Origin of the sequence: Pseudomonas anguilliseptica, assembly GCF_900105355.1 — a bacterium.
GTDB classification, from domain to species: Bacteria; Pseudomonadota; Gammaproteobacteria; order Pseudomonadales; family Pseudomonadaceae; genus Aquipseudomonas; species Aquipseudomonas anguilliseptica.
Genome location: NZ_FNSC01000002.1, coordinates 24,071 through 41,521, shown reverse-complemented (window position 1 = coordinate 41,521; position 17,451 = coordinate 24,071). Strand labels below are relative to the sequence as shown.

At 61.0% G+C, this 17,451-nt stretch carries 12 protein-coding genes and 2 pseudogenes; 6 read left to right on the top strand and 8 right to left on the bottom strand.

The window, feature by feature from the left end; translation table 11 throughout:
• Positions 1 to 359: 359 nt before the first annotated feature.
• The 4 genes and pseudogenes from tnpC (BLW24_RS24665) to BLW24_RS24650 all read right to left on the bottom strand — a co-directional run bounded on the left by tnpC (BLW24_RS24665) (position 360) and on the right by BLW24_RS24650 (position 4,272).
• Positions 360 to 1,916 (bottom strand): IS66 family transposase, encoded by a 1,557-nt coding sequence (gene tnpC / locus BLW24_RS24665; protein ID WP_090375474.1) that lies wholly within the window; start codon positions 1,914 to 1,916, stop codon positions 360 to 362.
• A gap of 18 nt (positions 1,917 to 1,934) precedes the next feature.
• Positions 1,935 to 2,330: an IS66 family insertion sequence element accessory protein TnpB gene (gene tnpB, locus BLW24_RS24660; protein WP_244161054.1), complete on the bottom strand. Its 396-nt coding sequence runs from the start codon at positions 2,328 to 2,330 to the stop codon at positions 1,935 to 1,937.
• A 47-nt stretch (positions 2,331 to 2,377) separates the two neighbouring features.
• A pseudogene (locus tag BLW24_RS24655) lies at positions 2,378 to 3,043 on the bottom strand (IS5-like element ISPst7 family transposase); the annotation flags it as partial.
• A gap of 347 nt (positions 3,044 to 3,390) precedes the next feature.
• Positions 3,391 to 4,272, bottom strand: a complete 882-nt coding sequence (locus tag BLW24_RS24650; protein ID WP_090387885.1) for an AraC family transcriptional regulator — start codon at positions 4,270 to 4,272, stop codon at positions 3,391 to 3,393.
• A gap of 185 nt (positions 4,273 to 4,457) precedes the next feature.
• On the opposite strand from BLW24_RS24650, the gene BLW24_RS24645 reads away from it, so the two are divergent.
• From BLW24_RS24645 to mmsB, 6 genes are all read left to right on the top strand, one after another.
• Positions 4,458 to 5,951, top strand: a complete 1,494-nt coding sequence (locus BLW24_RS24645; protein WP_090387884.1) for a CoA-acylating methylmalonate-semialdehyde dehydrogenase — start codon at positions 4,458 to 4,460, stop codon at positions 5,949 to 5,951.
• Between the two features lie 269 nt (positions 5,952 to 6,220).
• The gene (locus tag BLW24_RS24640; RefSeq protein WP_090387883.1) at positions 6,221 to 7,468 is read left to right on the top strand and encodes a substrate-binding protein; all 1,248 of its coding nucleotides are present in this window, start codon (positions 6,221 to 6,223) and stop codon (positions 7,466 to 7,468) included.
• Positions 7,469 to 7,474: 6 nt separating this feature from the next.
• Entirely contained in the window at positions 7,475 to 8,641 is a 1,167-nt protein-coding gene (locus BLW24_RS24635) for an isobutyryl-CoA dehydrogenase (protein WP_090387882.1), read from the top strand.
• A gap of 52 nt (positions 8,642 to 8,693) precedes the next feature.
• Positions 8,694 to 9,512, top strand: coding sequence for an enoyl-CoA hydratase (locus BLW24_RS24630; RefSeq protein ID WP_090387881.1), 819 nt, complete (start codon positions 8,694 to 8,696; stop codon positions 9,510 to 9,512).
• A 20-nt stretch (positions 9,513 to 9,532) separates the two neighbouring features.
• Positions 9,533 to 10,636: an enoyl-CoA hydratase/isomerase family protein gene (locus BLW24_RS24625; protein ID WP_090387880.1), complete on the top strand. Its 1,104-nt coding sequence runs from the start codon at positions 9,533 to 9,535 to the stop codon at positions 10,634 to 10,636.
• A 178-nt stretch (positions 10,637 to 10,814) separates the two neighbouring features.
• Entirely contained in the window at positions 10,815 to 11,699 is an 885-nt protein-coding gene (gene mmsB, locus BLW24_RS24620) for a 3-hydroxyisobutyrate dehydrogenase (protein WP_090387879.1), read from the top strand.
• Positions 11,700 to 11,953: 254 nt separating this feature from the next.
• Here the strand turns inward: mmsB and tnpC (BLW24_RS24615) are convergent, their stop codons facing one another.
• From tnpC (BLW24_RS24615) to BLW24_RS24600, 4 genes and pseudogenes are all read right to left on the bottom strand, one after another.
• On the bottom strand, positions 11,954 to 13,510 hold the full coding sequence (gene tnpC / locus BLW24_RS24615) for an IS66 family transposase (RefSeq protein WP_090375474.1): 1,557 nt from the start codon (positions 13,508 to 13,510) through the stop codon (positions 11,954 to 11,956).
• An 18-nt stretch (positions 13,511 to 13,528) separates the two neighbouring features.
• Positions 13,529 to 13,924, bottom strand: coding sequence for an IS66 family insertion sequence element accessory protein TnpB (tnpB, locus tag BLW24_RS24610; protein WP_244161054.1), 396 nt, complete (start codon positions 13,922 to 13,924; stop codon positions 13,529 to 13,531).
• Between the two features lie 32 nt (positions 13,925 to 13,956).
• Entirely contained in the window at positions 13,957 to 15,255 is a 1,299-nt protein-coding gene (locus BLW24_RS24605) for an HlyD family type I secretion periplasmic adaptor subunit (RefSeq protein WP_090387982.1), read from the bottom strand.
• Positions 15,256 to 15,274: 19 nt separating this feature from the next.
• Positions 15,275 to 17,405: pseudogene (locus tag BLW24_RS24600) on the bottom strand (type I secretion system permease/ATPase).
• Between the last annotated feature and the right edge of the window lie 46 nt (positions 17,406 to 17,451).

Here is a 17,451-nt window from a genome sequence, read left to right as displayed (position 1 = left end):
ACAACACAGAAAAGAAAGATGATTATCTCTTTGTAGCTGCTGCTGTTCGCATTCTTACTCAGTACATGGTGCAGCAACAGGAACAAGGATTGGCAGACGTTGCACAGCGTACCTTTCGTAGTTATTTGACATTTAAACCGCTAACCAGAAAGCAAGGTAAGGCAATTAATAAGCTACGTGATTTTATCGGATTCACAGCCTTCTCTACGCTACAAGGTGCAGAAGTCGATAGAGCGCTGATTACAAACACTATCCGCAGTTATCTGCACGTAGATAGCCTGTCTGTAATCGAGCATATGAAGCCAGATTTTAAGTAAGCGCTCCATAGACCCCACCTCCCTCTGGAGAGGTTTTGCGTTTTACAGTGGCGTCGTTGGTTGGCAGTTCCAAGGCAGCAGCGCTTCGTAGGCTTCAACGCTGTTGGCCAGCGGCAGGCGTTCGAGGACATGGCGCAGCCAGGCGTAGGGCTCCTGGCCATTGGTCTTGGCGGTTTCCACCAGGCTGTAGAGTTGGGCGCTGGCGGTCGCGCCTTTCGGCGTGTCGCTGAACAGCCAGTTCTTGCGACCTATGACGAAGGGCCGGATCGCGCGCTCGGCAGCGTTGTTATCGATCGGCAGGTGGCCAGCCTCGATGTAGCGTTCGAGTCGGCTCCAGTTGCTCGCCAGGTAGTTCACTGCTTTGCCCAGGGCATTCTGCGCCGTGACCTGCGGCTGGGTTTTCTCCAGCCAGGTCTTGAGCTGATCGAGGAGCGGTAGGCTGTGCTGCTGGCGGCCCCGGTAGCGCTGTTCATCGCTGGCATCCTTAAGTTCGCGCTCGATGCCGTAGAGCTTGTTGATCATCCCCAACGCGATGTCGGCACGCCCGGTTTTGCCCTTCGGTTGCACCTTTTGCGCTTCGACGAACTTGCGCCGCGCATGCGCCCAGCAGGCCAGGCGCTCAACACCTTGTTGTGCGGCCACGGCGTTGTAGCCGGCGTAATCGTCGGTCATCAGGTAGCCGCGATAACCGTCGAGCAGGCGCAGCGGCACCTCCTGCGCGCGGCTGGTTGTGTAGTCGAAGAGGATCACCGGTTTGCCAGGCGGGCCACCGGTCTGCACCCACATCCAGGAGTGGCTGCTCGGATCGCGCCCAGGCTCCTTGAGCACCTGCACGCGGGTTTCATCGCAGTGGATCACCGGACTGTCCAGCAGCCTGTCGCGCATCAGGTTGAGCAACGGTTGTAGCAGTTCGCCGCACTGGATCACCCAGCGCGCCAGGGTCTGCCGGGGGATGTCGATGCCATGGCGACTGAGCATCTTTTCGAAGCGATACAGTGGGATGCCGTCGGCGTATTTGCTGGTCAGCAGCATCGCCAGCACGCTCGGGCTGGCCAGGCTTTTCTCGATCAGTTGGGCCGGCTTGTCAGCGGTGACCGGCGCGCTTTCGCAGGCCTTGCAGGCATAGGTCTTGCGAATGTGGCGGATCACCTGAACCTGCATCGGGATGATTTCCAGCTGCTCGCTGGTTTCTTCGCCGATGGCCTGCTTGCGGCAACCGCATTCGCAGGTCAGTTCGTGTTCGGGCAGTTCGTGGATGACCTCGACACGCGGTAGTTCGGCCGGTAACGGCTTGCGCTTGCCGCGGCGCTTGGTCGGCGCAACGACTTCTTCCTCGACCTCAGCGGCCGGAGCTTCAGCCGCCGCTTCGGCCAGGCTTTCCGCTTCGTTGAACATCTCTAGCTGCGGTGAATCCGGGTCGCTGCTCTGCTCGGATTTACGGCCGAACAGGCGCTGGATCAACAGCGCGTTTTGTTCGCGCAGGCGCTCGATCTGCCCATCCTTGTCCTTGGCCAATTCCTGCGCCGACGACAACACCTCAGCGAGCAATTGCTTGAGCGCGGCGGGGTCATCAGGAAGGGTTTCGGGCACAGAAATCATGCCGTGGATTATACCGGCTCAGGTGACGAACCTAGGGGTCAAAACCTGGTGCGGCCGGTTGCGCCACAGGTCGATACCGTCCAACAACCAGTTCAACTCCTGGGCCGTCAGCACGATCGCATCTTCGCCAGGTTCCGGATGCGACTTGAAGCGTTCAGCCTCCAATCGCTTGAGCCACAGGCAAAAGCCGTTGCGCTCCCAATACAAAATCTTCACCCGGCTGCGCGCGCGGTTGAGGAAGACGAACAGCACCGGGTCGAACACCGCCACCTTGATATCCAGCTCGACCAGGGCGGCCAGGCCATCGATGGATTTTCGGAAATCCACCGGCTTGGGGTATAGATAGACTTTTTCGACTTTGGCGTCGGGGCGCATCATGACGGCTGGCTCCAGAAAGAAATTGGAGCTCAGCATTGGCTGGCCTGCGGATCATTTGTAGATGAGGTTTATGGAGCGCTTACGGTATAACCCGCATCGGCGCACACCACGTTTTCCTCGCCGTGCAGCAACTTGTCGACCTGAGTGACATCCGCCACGTTGGCCGCCGTGCCTACCACGCTGTGTACCAGCCCCGACTCGTCATCCACGCCAATGTGCGCCTTCATGCCGAAGTAGTATTGGTTGCCCTTCTTGGCCTGGTGCATCTCTGGGTCCCGTTTGCCGTCCTTGTTCTTGGTCGAACTCGGCGCATTGATCAGCGTGGCATCGACGATGGTGCCTTGGCGCAACGACAGGCCACGGTCGCCAAGATAGCCATTGATGACGGCCAGGATGCCGGCAGCCAACTCATGTTTCTCCAGCAGACGACGGAAGTTGAGGATGGTGGTTTCGTCGGGGATACGTTCCAGACTCAGCCCGGCGAACTGCCGCAGGATAGTGGTCTCGTACAGCGCTTCTTCCATCGCCGGGTCGCTGTAGCCGAACCAGTTCTGCATCAGGTGCACACGTAGCATCGCCATCAGCGGATAGGCCGGCCGACCGCCTTCACCCTTGGGGTAATACGGTTCGATCAGTGCGATCAAACCCTTCCACGGCACCACCCGATCCATCTCGATCAGGAACAACTCTTTGCGGGTCTGCTTGCGTTTGCCGGCGTACTCGGCATCGGCGAAGGTCATTTGCTTCATCGGAAAACTCGGCGGGTGGCGTCCGGGCATTTTGCCAAAATCAGGAAGTCTTATTCAGAGTTTCCGAAGGTTAAAGCTCATATAAATAGCTTCAAGAGCCACCTCTACCTTCAATTCCCTTTTATTAAGAAAGAACACTTTAACTCAACATTGGAAAACTACGAAAAATTGCGCATAAAACAAATAAAAGAGGCAGTAAATGCCTTATAACAAGTGGTAAAAACCGTTCGCTGCGCTCACTGGGACCGGCTAAAGCCGGCCCCTTAACCAAACGTTGGGCAATGACCGCTTTGGATCGTGAAGCTGCCTTTTGACAGCGGCAGCTATTTAACCGAAAGCTGCCGTCTTTAGCCCTGATGCAGTGCCCGGTAATGACTAGGCGCCATACCTACCACTTTGCGAAATAGCCGCGAGAAGTAATACACATCGTCATAACCCAGCTGTTCGGCCACCTGGCGGATGCTCTGTTCGCCCTCATCGAGCAGGCGACAGGCGTGGGCCATTTTCAGTTGGATAAAGTCCTGAATCGGCGCATGCCCGGTCAGGGCACGGTAGGTTTTGGCGAAGTGAAAACGCGACAGTTTGAACTGCGCGGCCAGCTCGTCGAGGTTTAGCGAGTCATGCAGATGGGCGCGCATCACCGCCTGTACCGCGTCTACATCCAGCACCCGTCCGGATTTCAGGGTGGTACGCGCCGGCAGCACCGCCAGAGAAGTGAGCAATACCTGCAACTGGTGCGCGGCATGAACGAAATGTGCCAGGTTCAAGCCCTGCTTGCGCAGGTTGAGCAAGGCGTCGAACTCGGCCAGCAAACGCGGTTGCACGCCGATGCGCCACAGCGGCCCCTTACCCAGTGGCTTGAGAAAGTCCGTTACCAGCTCGCCGTCAAAATGCACCCAGTACAGCGTCCAGGGCTTGTCCACATCCGCGCCGTAGGCGTGCGCCGCGCCTTTGGGTAACAGCAGCAGATCGCCACCACTGACAGCTAATCGTCCATCCATTGTCTCCAGCCAGCCCTGCCCGGAACGGCAGTAAATCAGCAGGTGATCCTCCGGCTGCGGGCGATGCATGCGGTGCCCCCGAGCCTCGGGATAGTACCCCAGGGCCAGGGGATAACAGCCCTGCCCCAAGGGATGCTTTGCCAGCAAGCGGCGCAGCCTGGGCGGCGTGATAAAGCGCACGCCATTGGCCGGCAAAGGCCAGTTGGATGTATCGACAAAAGTGCGCATTGGGGTACTCAAGTAGCCCGGATGCAATCCGGTAGAAATGCTCCCGGATTGCATCCGGGCTACAGGTTAAATCCCAAGATAGTCCATCTGCAGACCAAGATCGTCAATCCACAAAGCCGAGCAAGGCAGCTATAACACTGACAAAACAACAATCGAGCCCACCCTGAGGTTCGCCGGAGGAACGCATGGCCAAGGCAATCCCACAGTTGATCGACGGTGAATGGCGCGAAAGCCGCGCCCGCGAATTTATCGAGGTCACCGACCCGGCGACCCAGGAAGTGCTGGCACTGGCCCCCAAGGCCACTGCCGAGGAAATCGAAGCGGCGATTGCCAGTGCTAAGGCTGCCTTCCTCACCTGGCGCGAAGTACCCGTCTCCGACCGGGCGCGGGTGATGCTGCGTTACCAGCATCTGCTCAAGGAACATCACGACGAGCTGGCGGAAATTCTCGCTGGCGAAACCGGCAAGACCCTGGCCGATGCCAAGGGCGATGTCTGGCGCGGCATCGAGGTGGTCGAGCAGGCCTGCAATATCGCCAGCCTGATGATGGGCGAGACCATGGAGAACGTGGCCCGCGACATCGACACCGCCAGCTGGATTCAGCCGCTGGGCGTGTGCGTGGGCATCACTCCATTCAATTTCCCAGCAATGATTCCGCTGTGGATGTTTCCCCTGGCCATCGCCGCCGGCAATACCTTTATTCTCAAGCCGTCCGAACAGGACCCACTGACCCCCAATCGCCTGGCCGAGCTGTTTATCGAGGCCGGCGCGCCCAAGGGTGTATTGCAGGTGCTGCATGGCGCTCGCGAGGTGGTCGACAGCCTGCTGACCCACCCGGATATCCGCGCGATTTCCTTCGTCGGCTCGGTGCCGGTGGGCCAGCATATCTACCGCACCGGCACCGCGCACCTGAAGCGCGTGCAGGCGTTTGCCGGGGCGAAGAACCATATGGTGATCATGCCCGACGCCAACAAGCAGCAGGTGCTGAGCAACCTGGTCGGTGCCAGTTGCGGTGCGGCCGGGCAGCGTTGCATGGCGATCAGCGTGGCGGTGTTTGTCGGCGAATCGAAGCAATGGATCGACGAACTGCAGGCGCAGATGGCCGACCTGCAACCCGGCTACTGGACCGATGGCCACGCCGCCTTTGGCCCGCTGATCAGCCAGCAGGCCAAACAGCGCGTGCTGCGCCTGATCGCCGAGGGCAAGGCGGAAGGGGCCGAATGCCTGCTGGATGGCTCGCACTGCGCAGTCGAGGGCTACCCCAACGGTAACTGGGTCGGCCCTACCCTGTTCCGCGGCGTTACCGCAAAAATGAGCCTGTATCGCGAGGAAATCTTCGGCCCGGTGCTAGTGTGCATGGAGGTCGACACCCTTGAGGAGGCCATCGAACTGGTCAACGCCAGCCCCTACGGCAACGGCACCTCGATCTTCACCCGCTCGGGCGGCGCAGCGCGGCATTATCAGCACGCGGTGGAAGTCGGCCAGGTCGGCATCAACGTACCAGTGCCGGTGCCGCTGCCGTTCTTCTCCTTTACCGGCTGGAAGGGCTCGTTCTACGGTGACCTGCACGCTTACGGTAAACAGGGCGTGCGCTTCTTTACCGAAACCAAGACGGTGACCAGCCGCTGGTTCGATGAAGACTCCGTAGCCGGAGCAAATATGACCATTCAGTTGAAATAAGAAGGGTGACGGCCCTGTAGAGCCTGTTTTACGAGCTCGCGAGCTAGAGTCCGGCAAGGCGCTACGTAGTAACAGCCTCCGGCTGGTTAAAACGGTGAGGAAGCGGAGTGTACTTTTGTACATGAGCACTCCGAGGCTGTTTTTAACGCAGCAGGGCCGACGCGCAGCAGCTCGTAAACAGGTTCTTAGACCAATAGACGATCTCAACAATTAGTCCAATGGCGTAAAAAGTTCTCCGAGTTCCAACAACAAGAACAAGGAGAACTGCCATGCAACGATTGACCACCGCCCTGGCCCTATGGGCCGGGCTTACTGCCTGTGCACAGGCGGCTGAGCCGATTACCCTCGGCCTCAACTACCCACGCACCGGCCCCTATAAGGAAGAAGGATTGGCACAGATGCGCGGAGCCTTGCTGGCCATCGACGAGCTCAACGCCCAGGGCGGAGTGCTCGGGCGGCCGCTGCGCCTGTCCAGCAAGGACACCGCGTCGCGTCCAGCCAAGGCAGTGAAGAACGTCGACAAACTGGCCAGCGAAGGCGCCGCCATGCTGTTTGGCGGATCAAGCAGCGCGGTGGCCATCGCCTCTGGCAAGCGTGCGGCGCAACATCGGCTGCTGTATTTCGGCACCCTTACCTACTCCAACGACACCACCGGCAAGGATGGCCACCGCTATATGTTCCGCGAGTGCAACAACGCCTGGATGAGCGCGCGGGTACTGGGCCAATACCTGAGCAAGAACCTGCCGAACAAGCGCTACTTCTATATCACCTCCGACTACACCTGGGGCCACACCACAGAGAGTTCGTTGCGCCGGACCACCGGCAGCGAAGACAGCGGCCAGCATCCGGGGCTCAAGGTGACCTTCCCCGGCGCCCGCCTGGCCGATTATCAGGATGCCCTGACCCAGGCCGCATCGAGCAATGCCGAAGTGCTGGCCCTGGTGCTGTTCGGTGAAGACCTGGTGCGCGCCATGCGCATCGCCAAGGATCTGGGCCTGACCGAGCGCATGCAGATCGTGGCGCCCAACCTGACCCAGAGCATGGTCGAGCAAGGCGGCCCTGGTTTGATGGAAGGCGTAATCGGTACTGAACCCTGGACCTGGCGCGTACCGGCGCTGGAGAAATCCGTGCGCGGCGAAGTCTTCGTCAAAACCTTCAGCGAGCGCTACGCGATGTACCCATCCAGCTCTGCCGCGTCGGCCTATAGCATCGTCTATCAATGGGCCGATGCCGCCAAACGGGCGAACAGCCTGGACAGCGAAGCGCTGATCAAGGCTCTGGAAGGCCACAGCTATCAGCTGCTTAAGGATCAACAAACCTGGCGCACCCTCGACCACCAGAACCTGCAGACGGTGTATGCCGTCAAGGTCAAAGCGCGTGCCGACGTGCTGAAAGACCCGCTCAAACAAGACTACTTTGAAATCGTCGATCGCCTCGACGCCACCCAAGCGGCACCCAGCCTCGCCGAATGGCAGGCCGAACGACGCGCCGCCGGGCAACCCCTGCCCCTGCAATGAGGACTTATGGATTTCGAACTCAGCGATGAACAACGCCTGCTGGTAGACAGCGCCCGCCAATTCGCCAGCCGTGAGCTGGCGCCGCATGCCGCCGACTGGGACCGCGACCACCACTTCCCGCTGGATGTGATCAAGCGCGCCGCCGAGCAGGGCTACCTAGCGCTGTATATCAATGAAGACGATGGCGGCCTGGGCCTGTCCCGGCTGTCGGCCTCGCTGATTTTCGAACAGCTGTCGGCCGGCTGCATCGCCACCACGGCGTTTTTGACCATCCACAATATGGCCTCGTGGATGCTCGCCTCCTTCGCCGACCAGGCGCTGAAAGATGCCTGGCTGCCGCGTCTGGTCAGCGGTGAACTGCTGGCCTCCTACTGCCTGACCGAGCCGGACGCTGGCTCCGACGCCGCGCACCTGCGCACCCGCGCCAAGCGCGATGGCGACGACTACGTGCTGGACGGCAGCAAGTGCTTTATCTCCGGCGCTGGAAGTACGGATGTGCTGATCGTGATGGCGCGCACCGGCGAGGAAAGCGGCGCCAAGGGCGTGTCCTGCTTCCTGGTGCCGGCCGAGGCCGAGGGCGTGAAGTACGGGCGTAACGAATTGAAGATGGGCTGGCGCGCCCAGCCGACCCGCACCATCACCTTTGAAGGCGTGCGTATACCGGCGGGCAACCGCATCGGGCCTGAGGGCCAGGGCTTTGTCTACGCGATGAAGGGCCTGGATGGCGGACGCATCAATATCGCCAGCTGCTCGCTGGGCGCGGCACAAGCGGCGCTGGAGCAGTCGCTGCGCTACGTCGAGGAACGCAAGCAGTTCGGCAAGCCGCTGAGCGACTTCCAGTCCCTGCAGTTCAAGCTCGCCGACATGCTCACTGATCTGACCGCCAGTCGGCAGATGGTGCGCCTGGCCGCACACAAGCTGGACCACGGCCACAGCGAAGCCAGCCTGTATTGCGCCATGGCCAAGCGTTTTGCCACCGATCACTGCTTCAACCTGTGCAACGAGGCACTGCAACTGCACGGCGGCTACGGTTACCTCAACGACTACCCGCTGGAGCGCTGGGTGCGTGACAGCCGCGTGCACCAGATACTCGAAGGCACCAACGAGATCATGCGGGTGATTATCGCCCGCCGCCTGCTGGATCAGGGCGGCATGCTGGATCACTTGCTGTAACCCTTTGCCTAGGCGGGTATACCCGCCCTGTATGACTGATATGAGGACGCCCATGAGCAACGCCATTGAAGCCTACAACCCCGGCGTATTTGACCTGACCCACAAGCTCACCGTGGAAAAGCACGGCCATACCGCGCTGATCACCATCAACCAGCCACCGGCCAACACCTGGGACCGCGACTCGCTGATCGGCCTCAAGCTGCTGGTTGAACACCTCAACCGCGACGATGACATCTACGCCCTGGTGATTACCGGACAGGGCGGCAAATTCTTCAGCGCCGGGGCCGACCTCAAGCTGTTCGCCGATGGCGACAAGGCCCGCGCCCGTGAAATGGCCCGCCGTTTCGGCGAAGCCTTCGAGGCGCTGCGTGATTTCCGTGGCGTATCGATTGCCGCGATCAACGGCTACGCCATGGGCGGCGGCCTGGAATGTGCCCTGGCCTGCGATATTCGTATCGCCGAGCGCCAGGCGCAAATGGCCCTGCCGGAAGCCACGGTCGGTCTGCTGCCCTGTGCCGGCGGCACCCAGCACCTGAGCTGGCTGATCGGCGAAGGCTGGGCCAAGCGCATGATCCTCTGCGGCGAACGGGTGGATGCAGAAACCGCAATGCGTATCGGCCTGGTCGAGCAGGTGGTCGACAGCGGCGAAGCCCGTGGCCACGCCCTGCTGTTGGCGGCCAAGGTTGCGCGGCAAAGCCCGGTGGCGGTGCGCACTATCAAACCGCTGATCCAGGGTGCCCGCGAACGCAGCCCGAATACCTGGCTGAGTGAAGAGCGCGAGCGCTTTGTCGACCTGTTCGACGCCGACGACACCCGCGAAGGGGTCAACGCCTTCCTGGAAAAACGCGACCCGCAGTGGCGCAATAAATAATCCGCAGGATGACAACCACGATGAATGTGCAATTCGAAGAACGCCCAGCCCAACACGGCATGCGCATTGGCATCGCCAGCCTGGATGCCGAAAAAAGCCTCAACGCCCTGTCGCTGCCAATGATCGAAGCGCTGGATGCCAAGCTCAAAGCCTGGGCGGACGACCCGAGCATCGCCTGCGTAATGCTGCGCGGTAACGGCCCTAAAGCCTTCTGCGCCGGCGGCGATGTGGTGCAACTGGTGCATCAGTGCCGCGAGCATCCGGGCGAAATCCCGCCCCTGGCGCGACGCTTCTTTGCCGACGAATACCGCCTCGACCATCGCATCCATACCTACCCGAAACCCTTTATCTGCTGGGTTCACGGCCATGTGCTGGGCGGCGGCATGGGCCTGATGCAGGGCGCTGGTATCCGCATCGTCACCCCAGGCAGCCGCCTGGGCATGCCGGAAGTGAATATCGGCCTGTACCCGGATGTCGGCGGCAGCTGGTTCCTCGCGCGCCTGCCGGGCAAGCTCGGCCTGTTTCTCGGCCTGACCGCCAGCAGTATCAACGCTAAAGATGCGCTGGATCTGGACCTGGCTGACCGCGTCCTGCTCGACAGCCAGCAGGACGAGCTGCTTACTGGTTTAGCCCAGATCAACTGGCAGGACCAAAGCGCGCAACAACTGCACAGCCTGCTCAAGGCCCTGGAAAACCAGGCACTCGCCGAACTGCCAGAAGCCCAGTGGCTACCGCGCCGCGCGCGCATCGACGAATTGCTCGACAGTGCAGACCTGCCCCACGCCTGGAATGCCATCAGCGCCTTGCACAGCGGCAGCGACCTGCTACTGGCCCGCGCTGCCAAGACCTTGGCCGGCGGCTGCCCGCTAACCGGGCACCTGGTGTGGGAGCAGATCAAGCGCGCCAAACATCAGTCCCTGGCCGAAGTATTCCAGATGGAATACGCCATCAGCCTGAACTGCTGCCGCCACCCGGAATTCCCCGAAGGCGTGCGCTCGCGACTGATCGACAAGGATCACGCGCCGCGCTGGCATTGGCCGGATGTGACGAGCATTCCGCAGCAGGTAATCGACGCACACTTCGCCCCAGCCTGGGACGGCGAACATCCACTGGCCGATTTGTAAGGCATATCGATGTAGGAACGGGGGAAACGCCTAGTTCCATGCCAGTACGTAGGGTGGATGACGCCTTTTTCATCCACCGACAAGACCGCAGCCGGTGGATGGGTGAAGCGTCATCCACCCTACCCCGCTGCATACCACCACCTGCACGAGAGTTATTCAGCGCGACAGGAGCATAACAATGACAACAATCGCTTTTATCGGCCTCGGCCATATGGGCCTGCCCATGGCCCGCAACCTGCTCAAGGCCGGCTTCAACCTGAGAGCCTTCGACCTGCTGCAAGCGGCCGTCGAAGACCTGGTCAAGGACGGCGCGCAGGCCGCCTGCAGCGCCCTGGATGCCGTGCAGGATGCCGAGGTGGTGATCAGCATGCTGCCCGCCAGCCGGCATGTTGAAGGCCTGTACCTGGGGGATAAAGGCCTGCTGAGCGCGCTCAAACCCGGCAGCCTGGTGCTGGAATGCTCAACCATCTCCCCTGAAGTCGCACGCAAGGTGCATCAGGCGGCCAGCGCGCGCGGTATAGAACTGCTTGACGCACCGGTATCCGGTGGCACCGCCGGTGCGGCAGCAGGCACCCTGACCTTTATGATCGGCGGCGCGGCAACCACGCTGGAAAAAGCCCGGGCGATCTTCGAGGCCATGGGCAAGAACATCTTCCATGCCGGCCCCGATGGCGCAGGCCAGGTGGCCAAGGTGTGCAACAACCAGGTGCTGGCGGTGCAGATGATCGCCACCGCCGAAGCCATGGCCATGGGCGTGGCTAACGATCTGGAGCCCGCAGTACTGGCCGAGATCATGCGCCAGAGTTCAGGCGGCAACTGGACGCTGGAGAAGTACAACCCCTGGCCCGGCGTGATGGAAAATGCACCGGCTTCCAAAGGCTACAGCGGCGGCTTTATGGCCGAGCTGATGGCCAAAGACCTCGGCCTCGCCCAGGAAGCCGCTCAAACCAGCGGCAGCAGCACGCCCATGGGCGCGCTGGCCTTGCAGCTGTATCGCCTGCTGCTCAAGCAAGGTAAAGGCAAGCAGGACTTCTCAGTGGTGCAGCAGCTGTTTGTTGAGTAGGTGTATGCCGTATGCGGGCCATGCCCGTAAGCCTTCATGCGCGACTACAGGCTGCTCTACATCGACAAATGGCTAACCTCTGCAGACAACAAAAAGCCGCAGCGAGCTGCGGCTTTTCTATTTAGCGCGTCCACCACTCAGCGCTCGCGCAAGGCCTCAGAGCGCGCACGAAGAATTGGTTTAAGCAAGTAACTGAGCACGCTCTTCTGTAAGCGCTCCATAGACCCCACCTCCCTCTGGAGAGGTTTTGCGTTTTACAGTGGCGTCGTTGGTTGGCAGTTCCAAGGCAGCAGCGCTTCGTAGGCTTCAACGCTGTTGGCCAGCGGCAGGCGTTCGAGGACATGGCGCAGCCAGGCGTAGGGCTCCTGGCCATTGGTCTTGGCGGTTTCCACCAGGCTGTAGAGTTGGGCGCTGGCGGTCGCGCCTTTCGGCGTGTCGCTGAACAGCCAGTTCTTGCGACCTATGACGAAGGGCCGGATCGCGCGCTCGGCAGCGTTGTTATCGATCGGCAGGTGGCCAGCCTCGATGTAGCGTTCGAGTCGGCTCCAGTTGCTCGCCAGGTAGTTCACTGCTTTGCCCAGGGCATTCTGCGCCGTGACCTGCGGCTGGGTTTTCTCCAGCCAGGTCTTGAGCTGATCGAGGAGCGGTAGGCTGTGCTGCTGGCGGCCCCGGTAGCGCTGTTCATCGCTGGCATCCTTAAGTTCGCGCTCGATGCCGTAGAGCTTGTTGATCATCCCCAACGCGATGTCGGCACGCCCGGTTTTGCCCTTCGGTTGCACCTTTTGCGCTTCGACGAACTTGCGCCGCGCATGCGCCCAGCAGGCCAGGCGCTCAACACCTTGTTGTGCGGCCACGGCGTTGTAGCCGGCGTAATCGTCGGTCATCAGGTAGCCGCGATAACCGTCGAGCAGGCGCAGCGGCACCTCCTGCGCGCGGCTGGTTGTGTAGTCGAAGAGGATCACCGGTTTGCCAGGCGGGCCACCGGTCTGCACCCACATCCAGGAGTGGCTGCTCGGATCGCGCCCAGGCTCCTTGAGCACCTGCACGCGGGTTTCATCGCAGTGGATCACCGGACTGTCCAGCAGCCTGTCGCGCATCAGGTTGAGCAACGGTTGTAGCAGTTCGCCGCACTGGATCACCCAGCGCGCCAGGGTCTGCCGGGGGATGTCGATGCCATGGCGACTGAGCATCTTTTCGAAGCGATACAGTGGGATGCCGTCGGCGTATTTGCTGGTCAGCAGCATCGCCAGCACGCTCGGGCTGGCCAGGCTTTTCTCGATCAGTTGGGCCGGTTTGTCAGCGGTGACCGGCGCGCTTTCGCAGGCCTTGCAGGCATAGGTCTTGCGAATGTGGCGGATCACCTGAACCTGCATCGGGATGATTTCCAGCTGCTCGCTGGTTTCTTCGCCGATGGCCTGCTTGCGGCAACCGCATTCGCAGGTCAGTTCGTGTTCGGGCAGTTCGTGGATGACCTCGACACGCGGTAGTTCGGCCGGTAACGGCTTGCGCTTGCCGCGGCGCTTGGTCGGCGCAACGACTTCTTCCTCGACCTCAGCGGCCGGAGCTTCAGCCGCCGCTTCGGCCAGGCTTTCCGCTTCGTTGAACATCTCTAGCTGCGGTGAATCCGGGTCGCTGCTCTGCTCGGATTTACGGCCGAACAGGCGCTGGATCAACAGCGCGTTTTGTTCGCGCAGGCGCTCGATCTGCCCATCCTTGTCCTTGGCCAATTCCTGCGCCGACGACAACACCTCAGCGAGCAATTGCTTGAGCGCGGCGGGGTCATCAGGAAGGGTTTCGGGCACAGAAATCATGCCGTGGATTATACCGGCTCAGGTGACGAACCTAGGGGTCAAAACCTGGTGCGGCCGGTTGCGCCACAGGTCGATACCGTCCAACAACCAGTTCAACTCCTGGGCCGTCAGCACGATCGCATCTTCGCCAGGTTCCGGATGCGACTTGAAGCGTTCAGCCTCCAATCGCTTGAGCCACAGGCAAAAGCCGTTGCGCTCCCAATACAAAATCTTCACCCGGCTGCGCGCGCGGTTGAGGAAGACGAACAGCACCGGGTCGAACACCGCCACCTTGATATCCAGCTCGACCAGGGCGGCCAGGCCATCGATGGATTTTCGGAAATCCACCGGCTTGGGGTATAGATAGACTTTTTCGACTTTGGCGTCGGGGCGCATCATGACGGCTGGCTCCAGAAAGAAATTGGAGCTCAGCATTGGCTGGCCTGCGGATCATTTGTAGATGAGGTTTATGGAGCGCTTACGCTCTTCTTGCCAGTGATGATATCCACCGAAGCAACCATGCCGGGAATGATTAACAGCGGGTGCTCATCGCTACCCAGATGACTCTTGTTGGTACGCAGCTTGATCACATAAAAGCTGTTGCCATCATCATCGGTCACCGTGTCAGCACCGATCTGTTCGAGTTCAGCCTTGAGCCCGCCATAAATGGTGTAGTCATAGGCGGTGAACTTGACCATGGCCTCCTGCCCCGGATGCAGGAAGGCGATGTCCTGCGGACGAATCCGCGCCTCGACCAGCAGGTTCTCACCCAGCGGCACGATTTCCACCAGGTCGCTACCCGGCTGGATCACCCCGCCGATGGTGGTGACCAGTAGTTGTTTAACGATGCCGCGTACCGGCGAGATCACCAGAGTGCGGTTGACCCGATCTTCCAGCGCCTTGCCGGTTGACTGGATTTTGCTCAGCTCGGTGCGCGCCTCGTTGAGCTCGGTCAGCGCCTCGCTGCGAAAACGCCCACGGGTTTCATCGATCTTGCGCTCGACTTCCTTGATCGCCGACTCGGCGCGCGGTATCGCCAGAGTAGTGGCCTCCAGCTGGCCGCGCGCCTCCACTTCGGCACGTTTGAGGCGCAGTACCTCCACCTGGGAAATTGCGCCTTGGGCCACCAGAGGCTCAGACATCTGCACTTCCTGACGCAGCAAACTGAGGCTATTGCGGAACTGCCCCTGCTTGGAGGCAAACTCGCGCAGTTCCTGTTGGCGCTGAATCAACTGCTCTTCCAGGCCAGCTACTTCATCGAGCAATTGCTGTTTGCGGCTGTTGAATAACTGAATTTCGTTATCCGCCTGCCTCGGCACCTTCTCGCGCACTTCATCGGCCACCACCAGCTCGCGGTCCTGCACTTCGGCGCTCAGACGCTCCACGCGCAGCAGTAGGGCCAGGCGATCGGCCTCGGTTTCGCCGACGTTGGAGGCAAAGCGCGTGTCATCGAGGCGTAACAGCGGATCGCCCGCGTCGACAATCTGCCCTTCACGAACAAACAGCTCGGCGACGATGCCGCCTTCAAGGTTCTGGATTTTCTGCAGCCGCGAGGACGGAATCGCCTTGCCATCGCCACGGGTCACTTCATCGACCACGGCGAAGTTAGCCCACAGCAGGCAGAACACTACAAAGGCAATCAAGCCCCAGATGGTGAGCCGCACCACCCTTGGAGCGTCTTCGATCAACGCCTTGTTGACCTCCGGCAGCGGTTCATCACCCAGCTCATCGTGACTGCCGAAATAGGCGGCAACAGCCTGACGCAGGCTCCTTTTCTCAGGCGCTTTAGCTGACACTGATCTGCCCCTTCTTCAGCGCTTCCATCACACTACTTTTTGGCCCGTCGGCGATGATCTGCCCACGGTCGACAATGACCAGCCGGTCAACCAGGCTAAGCATCGAGGCGCGGTGCGTCACCAGCAGCAGGGTCTTGGTGCCAATCACCGCAGACAAGCGCTGCTTGAGGCGTTCTTCGCCGGTGTTATCCATGGCACTGGTTGGTTCATCAAGCAGCAGAATCGGCGGGTCGAGCAATAGCGCGCGCGCCAGGGCGACGTTCTGCCGCTGACCGCCAGACAGGTTCTGCCCGCGTTCACCGACCTGCAGCTCGTAGCCTTTCGGATGCAGTCGGGCGAATTCGTGCACGCCAGCCAGTTCGGCGGCCTGCAACACCAGTTCGTCTTCGACATAACGCGCGCCGGACACCAGGTTGTCGCGCAGGGTGCCGCTGAACAGCTGAATATCCTGCGGCACATAGCCGATGTTGTGGCGTAGATCGCTGACATCCAGCTGGCGTACATCGATACCATCAACCAGCAAGCTGCCGCCATCGGGCTGATACAGACCGACGACCAGCTTGGCCAGCGAGCTTTTGCCCGAGCCACTGCGGCCGATAATGCCGATCTTCTCGCCGGGGCGAACCACCAAATTGATGCCCAACAGAGCGGCTTGCTGCTGATCCGGGTAATGGAATTCCAGCTGGCGGAACTCGATGGCGCCTTGCAGCGACTGGCGCTTGAGCGGGCGTTCGTCGGCGTGGCGTTCCTGCGGCAGCTCCATCATCTGGTTAACCGACTCAAGGGTCACCCGCGCCTGTTGATAGCGCGTAAGTAGGCCGGAAATCTGCGTCAACGGCCCCAGCGCGCGACTGCTGAGCATGTAACAGGCAATCAGCCCGCCCATGCTCAGGTTGCCGTCGATGATCTGGTACACGCCGAGCACGATCACCACCACACCCGCCAGTTGCTGCAGCAGCATGGTGGCGTTCATCGCCAGGCTGGAGAGCATGCGTGCGCGCAGCTCCAAACGGCTGAGGGTGCCGATGGTCTGTTCCCACAGGTACTGGCGCTCGCTCTCGGCGTTATTCACCTTGACCGCATCCAACCCGGCCAGGCTCTCGATCAGGCTCGACTGGCGCTCGCCAGCCAGGGCCATGGTGCGCTGCATGGTCTCGGCCAGCGGGCGCTGCAAGGCCCAGCCGATCAAGGCCACCAGTGGAAAGGCCAGCACCGGGATCCACACCAGATGGCCGCCGATCATGGCGATTACCGCGAGAATCAATAGGGTAAACGGCAGATCGATGACGCTGGCCAGGGTCAGCGAGGCGAGAAAGTCGCGCAGGCTCTGAAATTCGTGAATGTTCTGCGCAAAGCTGCCGACCCGCGCCGGGCGAAACTTCATGGCCATGCCGACGATGCGTTCGAACAGCGTCGCGGAGATGATCAGGTCAGTCTTCTTGCCGGCCAGATCGAGACACAGGCCGCGCAGGGTCTTCAGCAGCAGATCGAAAAAGAACACCCCGGTGATGCCAATCGCCAACACCCACAGAGTGGCTTCGGCCTGGTTGGGCACCACGCGGTCGTACACGCTCATCACAAACAGCGGCGTGGCCAGACCGATCAGATTGATCAGAAAGCTCGCCGCGATGGCATCGATATACAGCCAGCGCGAACGCTTGAGGGTGTCGCGAAACCAGGAGGTGGCGCGCGGGATCAGCTCGCCACGGTTGAAATCAAACTTGTGCTGCGGCTGGGCAAAAAACACCCGCCCGCTGTAATCCTCGGCCAGCGCCTCGGCACTGACGCGCACTTCGCCGCCCTCGCTTTCGCTGGGCATGATGCGCGCGCCCCTGGTCATCCCATCCCAGCAGAATGGCGCTGCGACCATCGTGCAGCAGCAAGGCTGGCATGGCCAAGGCCGGAATCTTTTCCAGGCCACGACGCAACCAGCGCCCCTGTAACCCCGCTCGCGCCGCCGCACGCGGCAGTAATTCGGCACTCAGACGCTGTTCAGGCAGCGGCAAACCTGCGGTGAGCATGGCGCGGCTTACCGACTTCTGGTGCAGCCCACACAGCGACAACAGGCTGTCGAGCAGAGGGTCGTCGTAGCGATCACGGGGATCGCTACGGGTTTGCATCGGGCTTGGGTCTACTGCCACTGGGTTTTACTCATCAACGACTGGG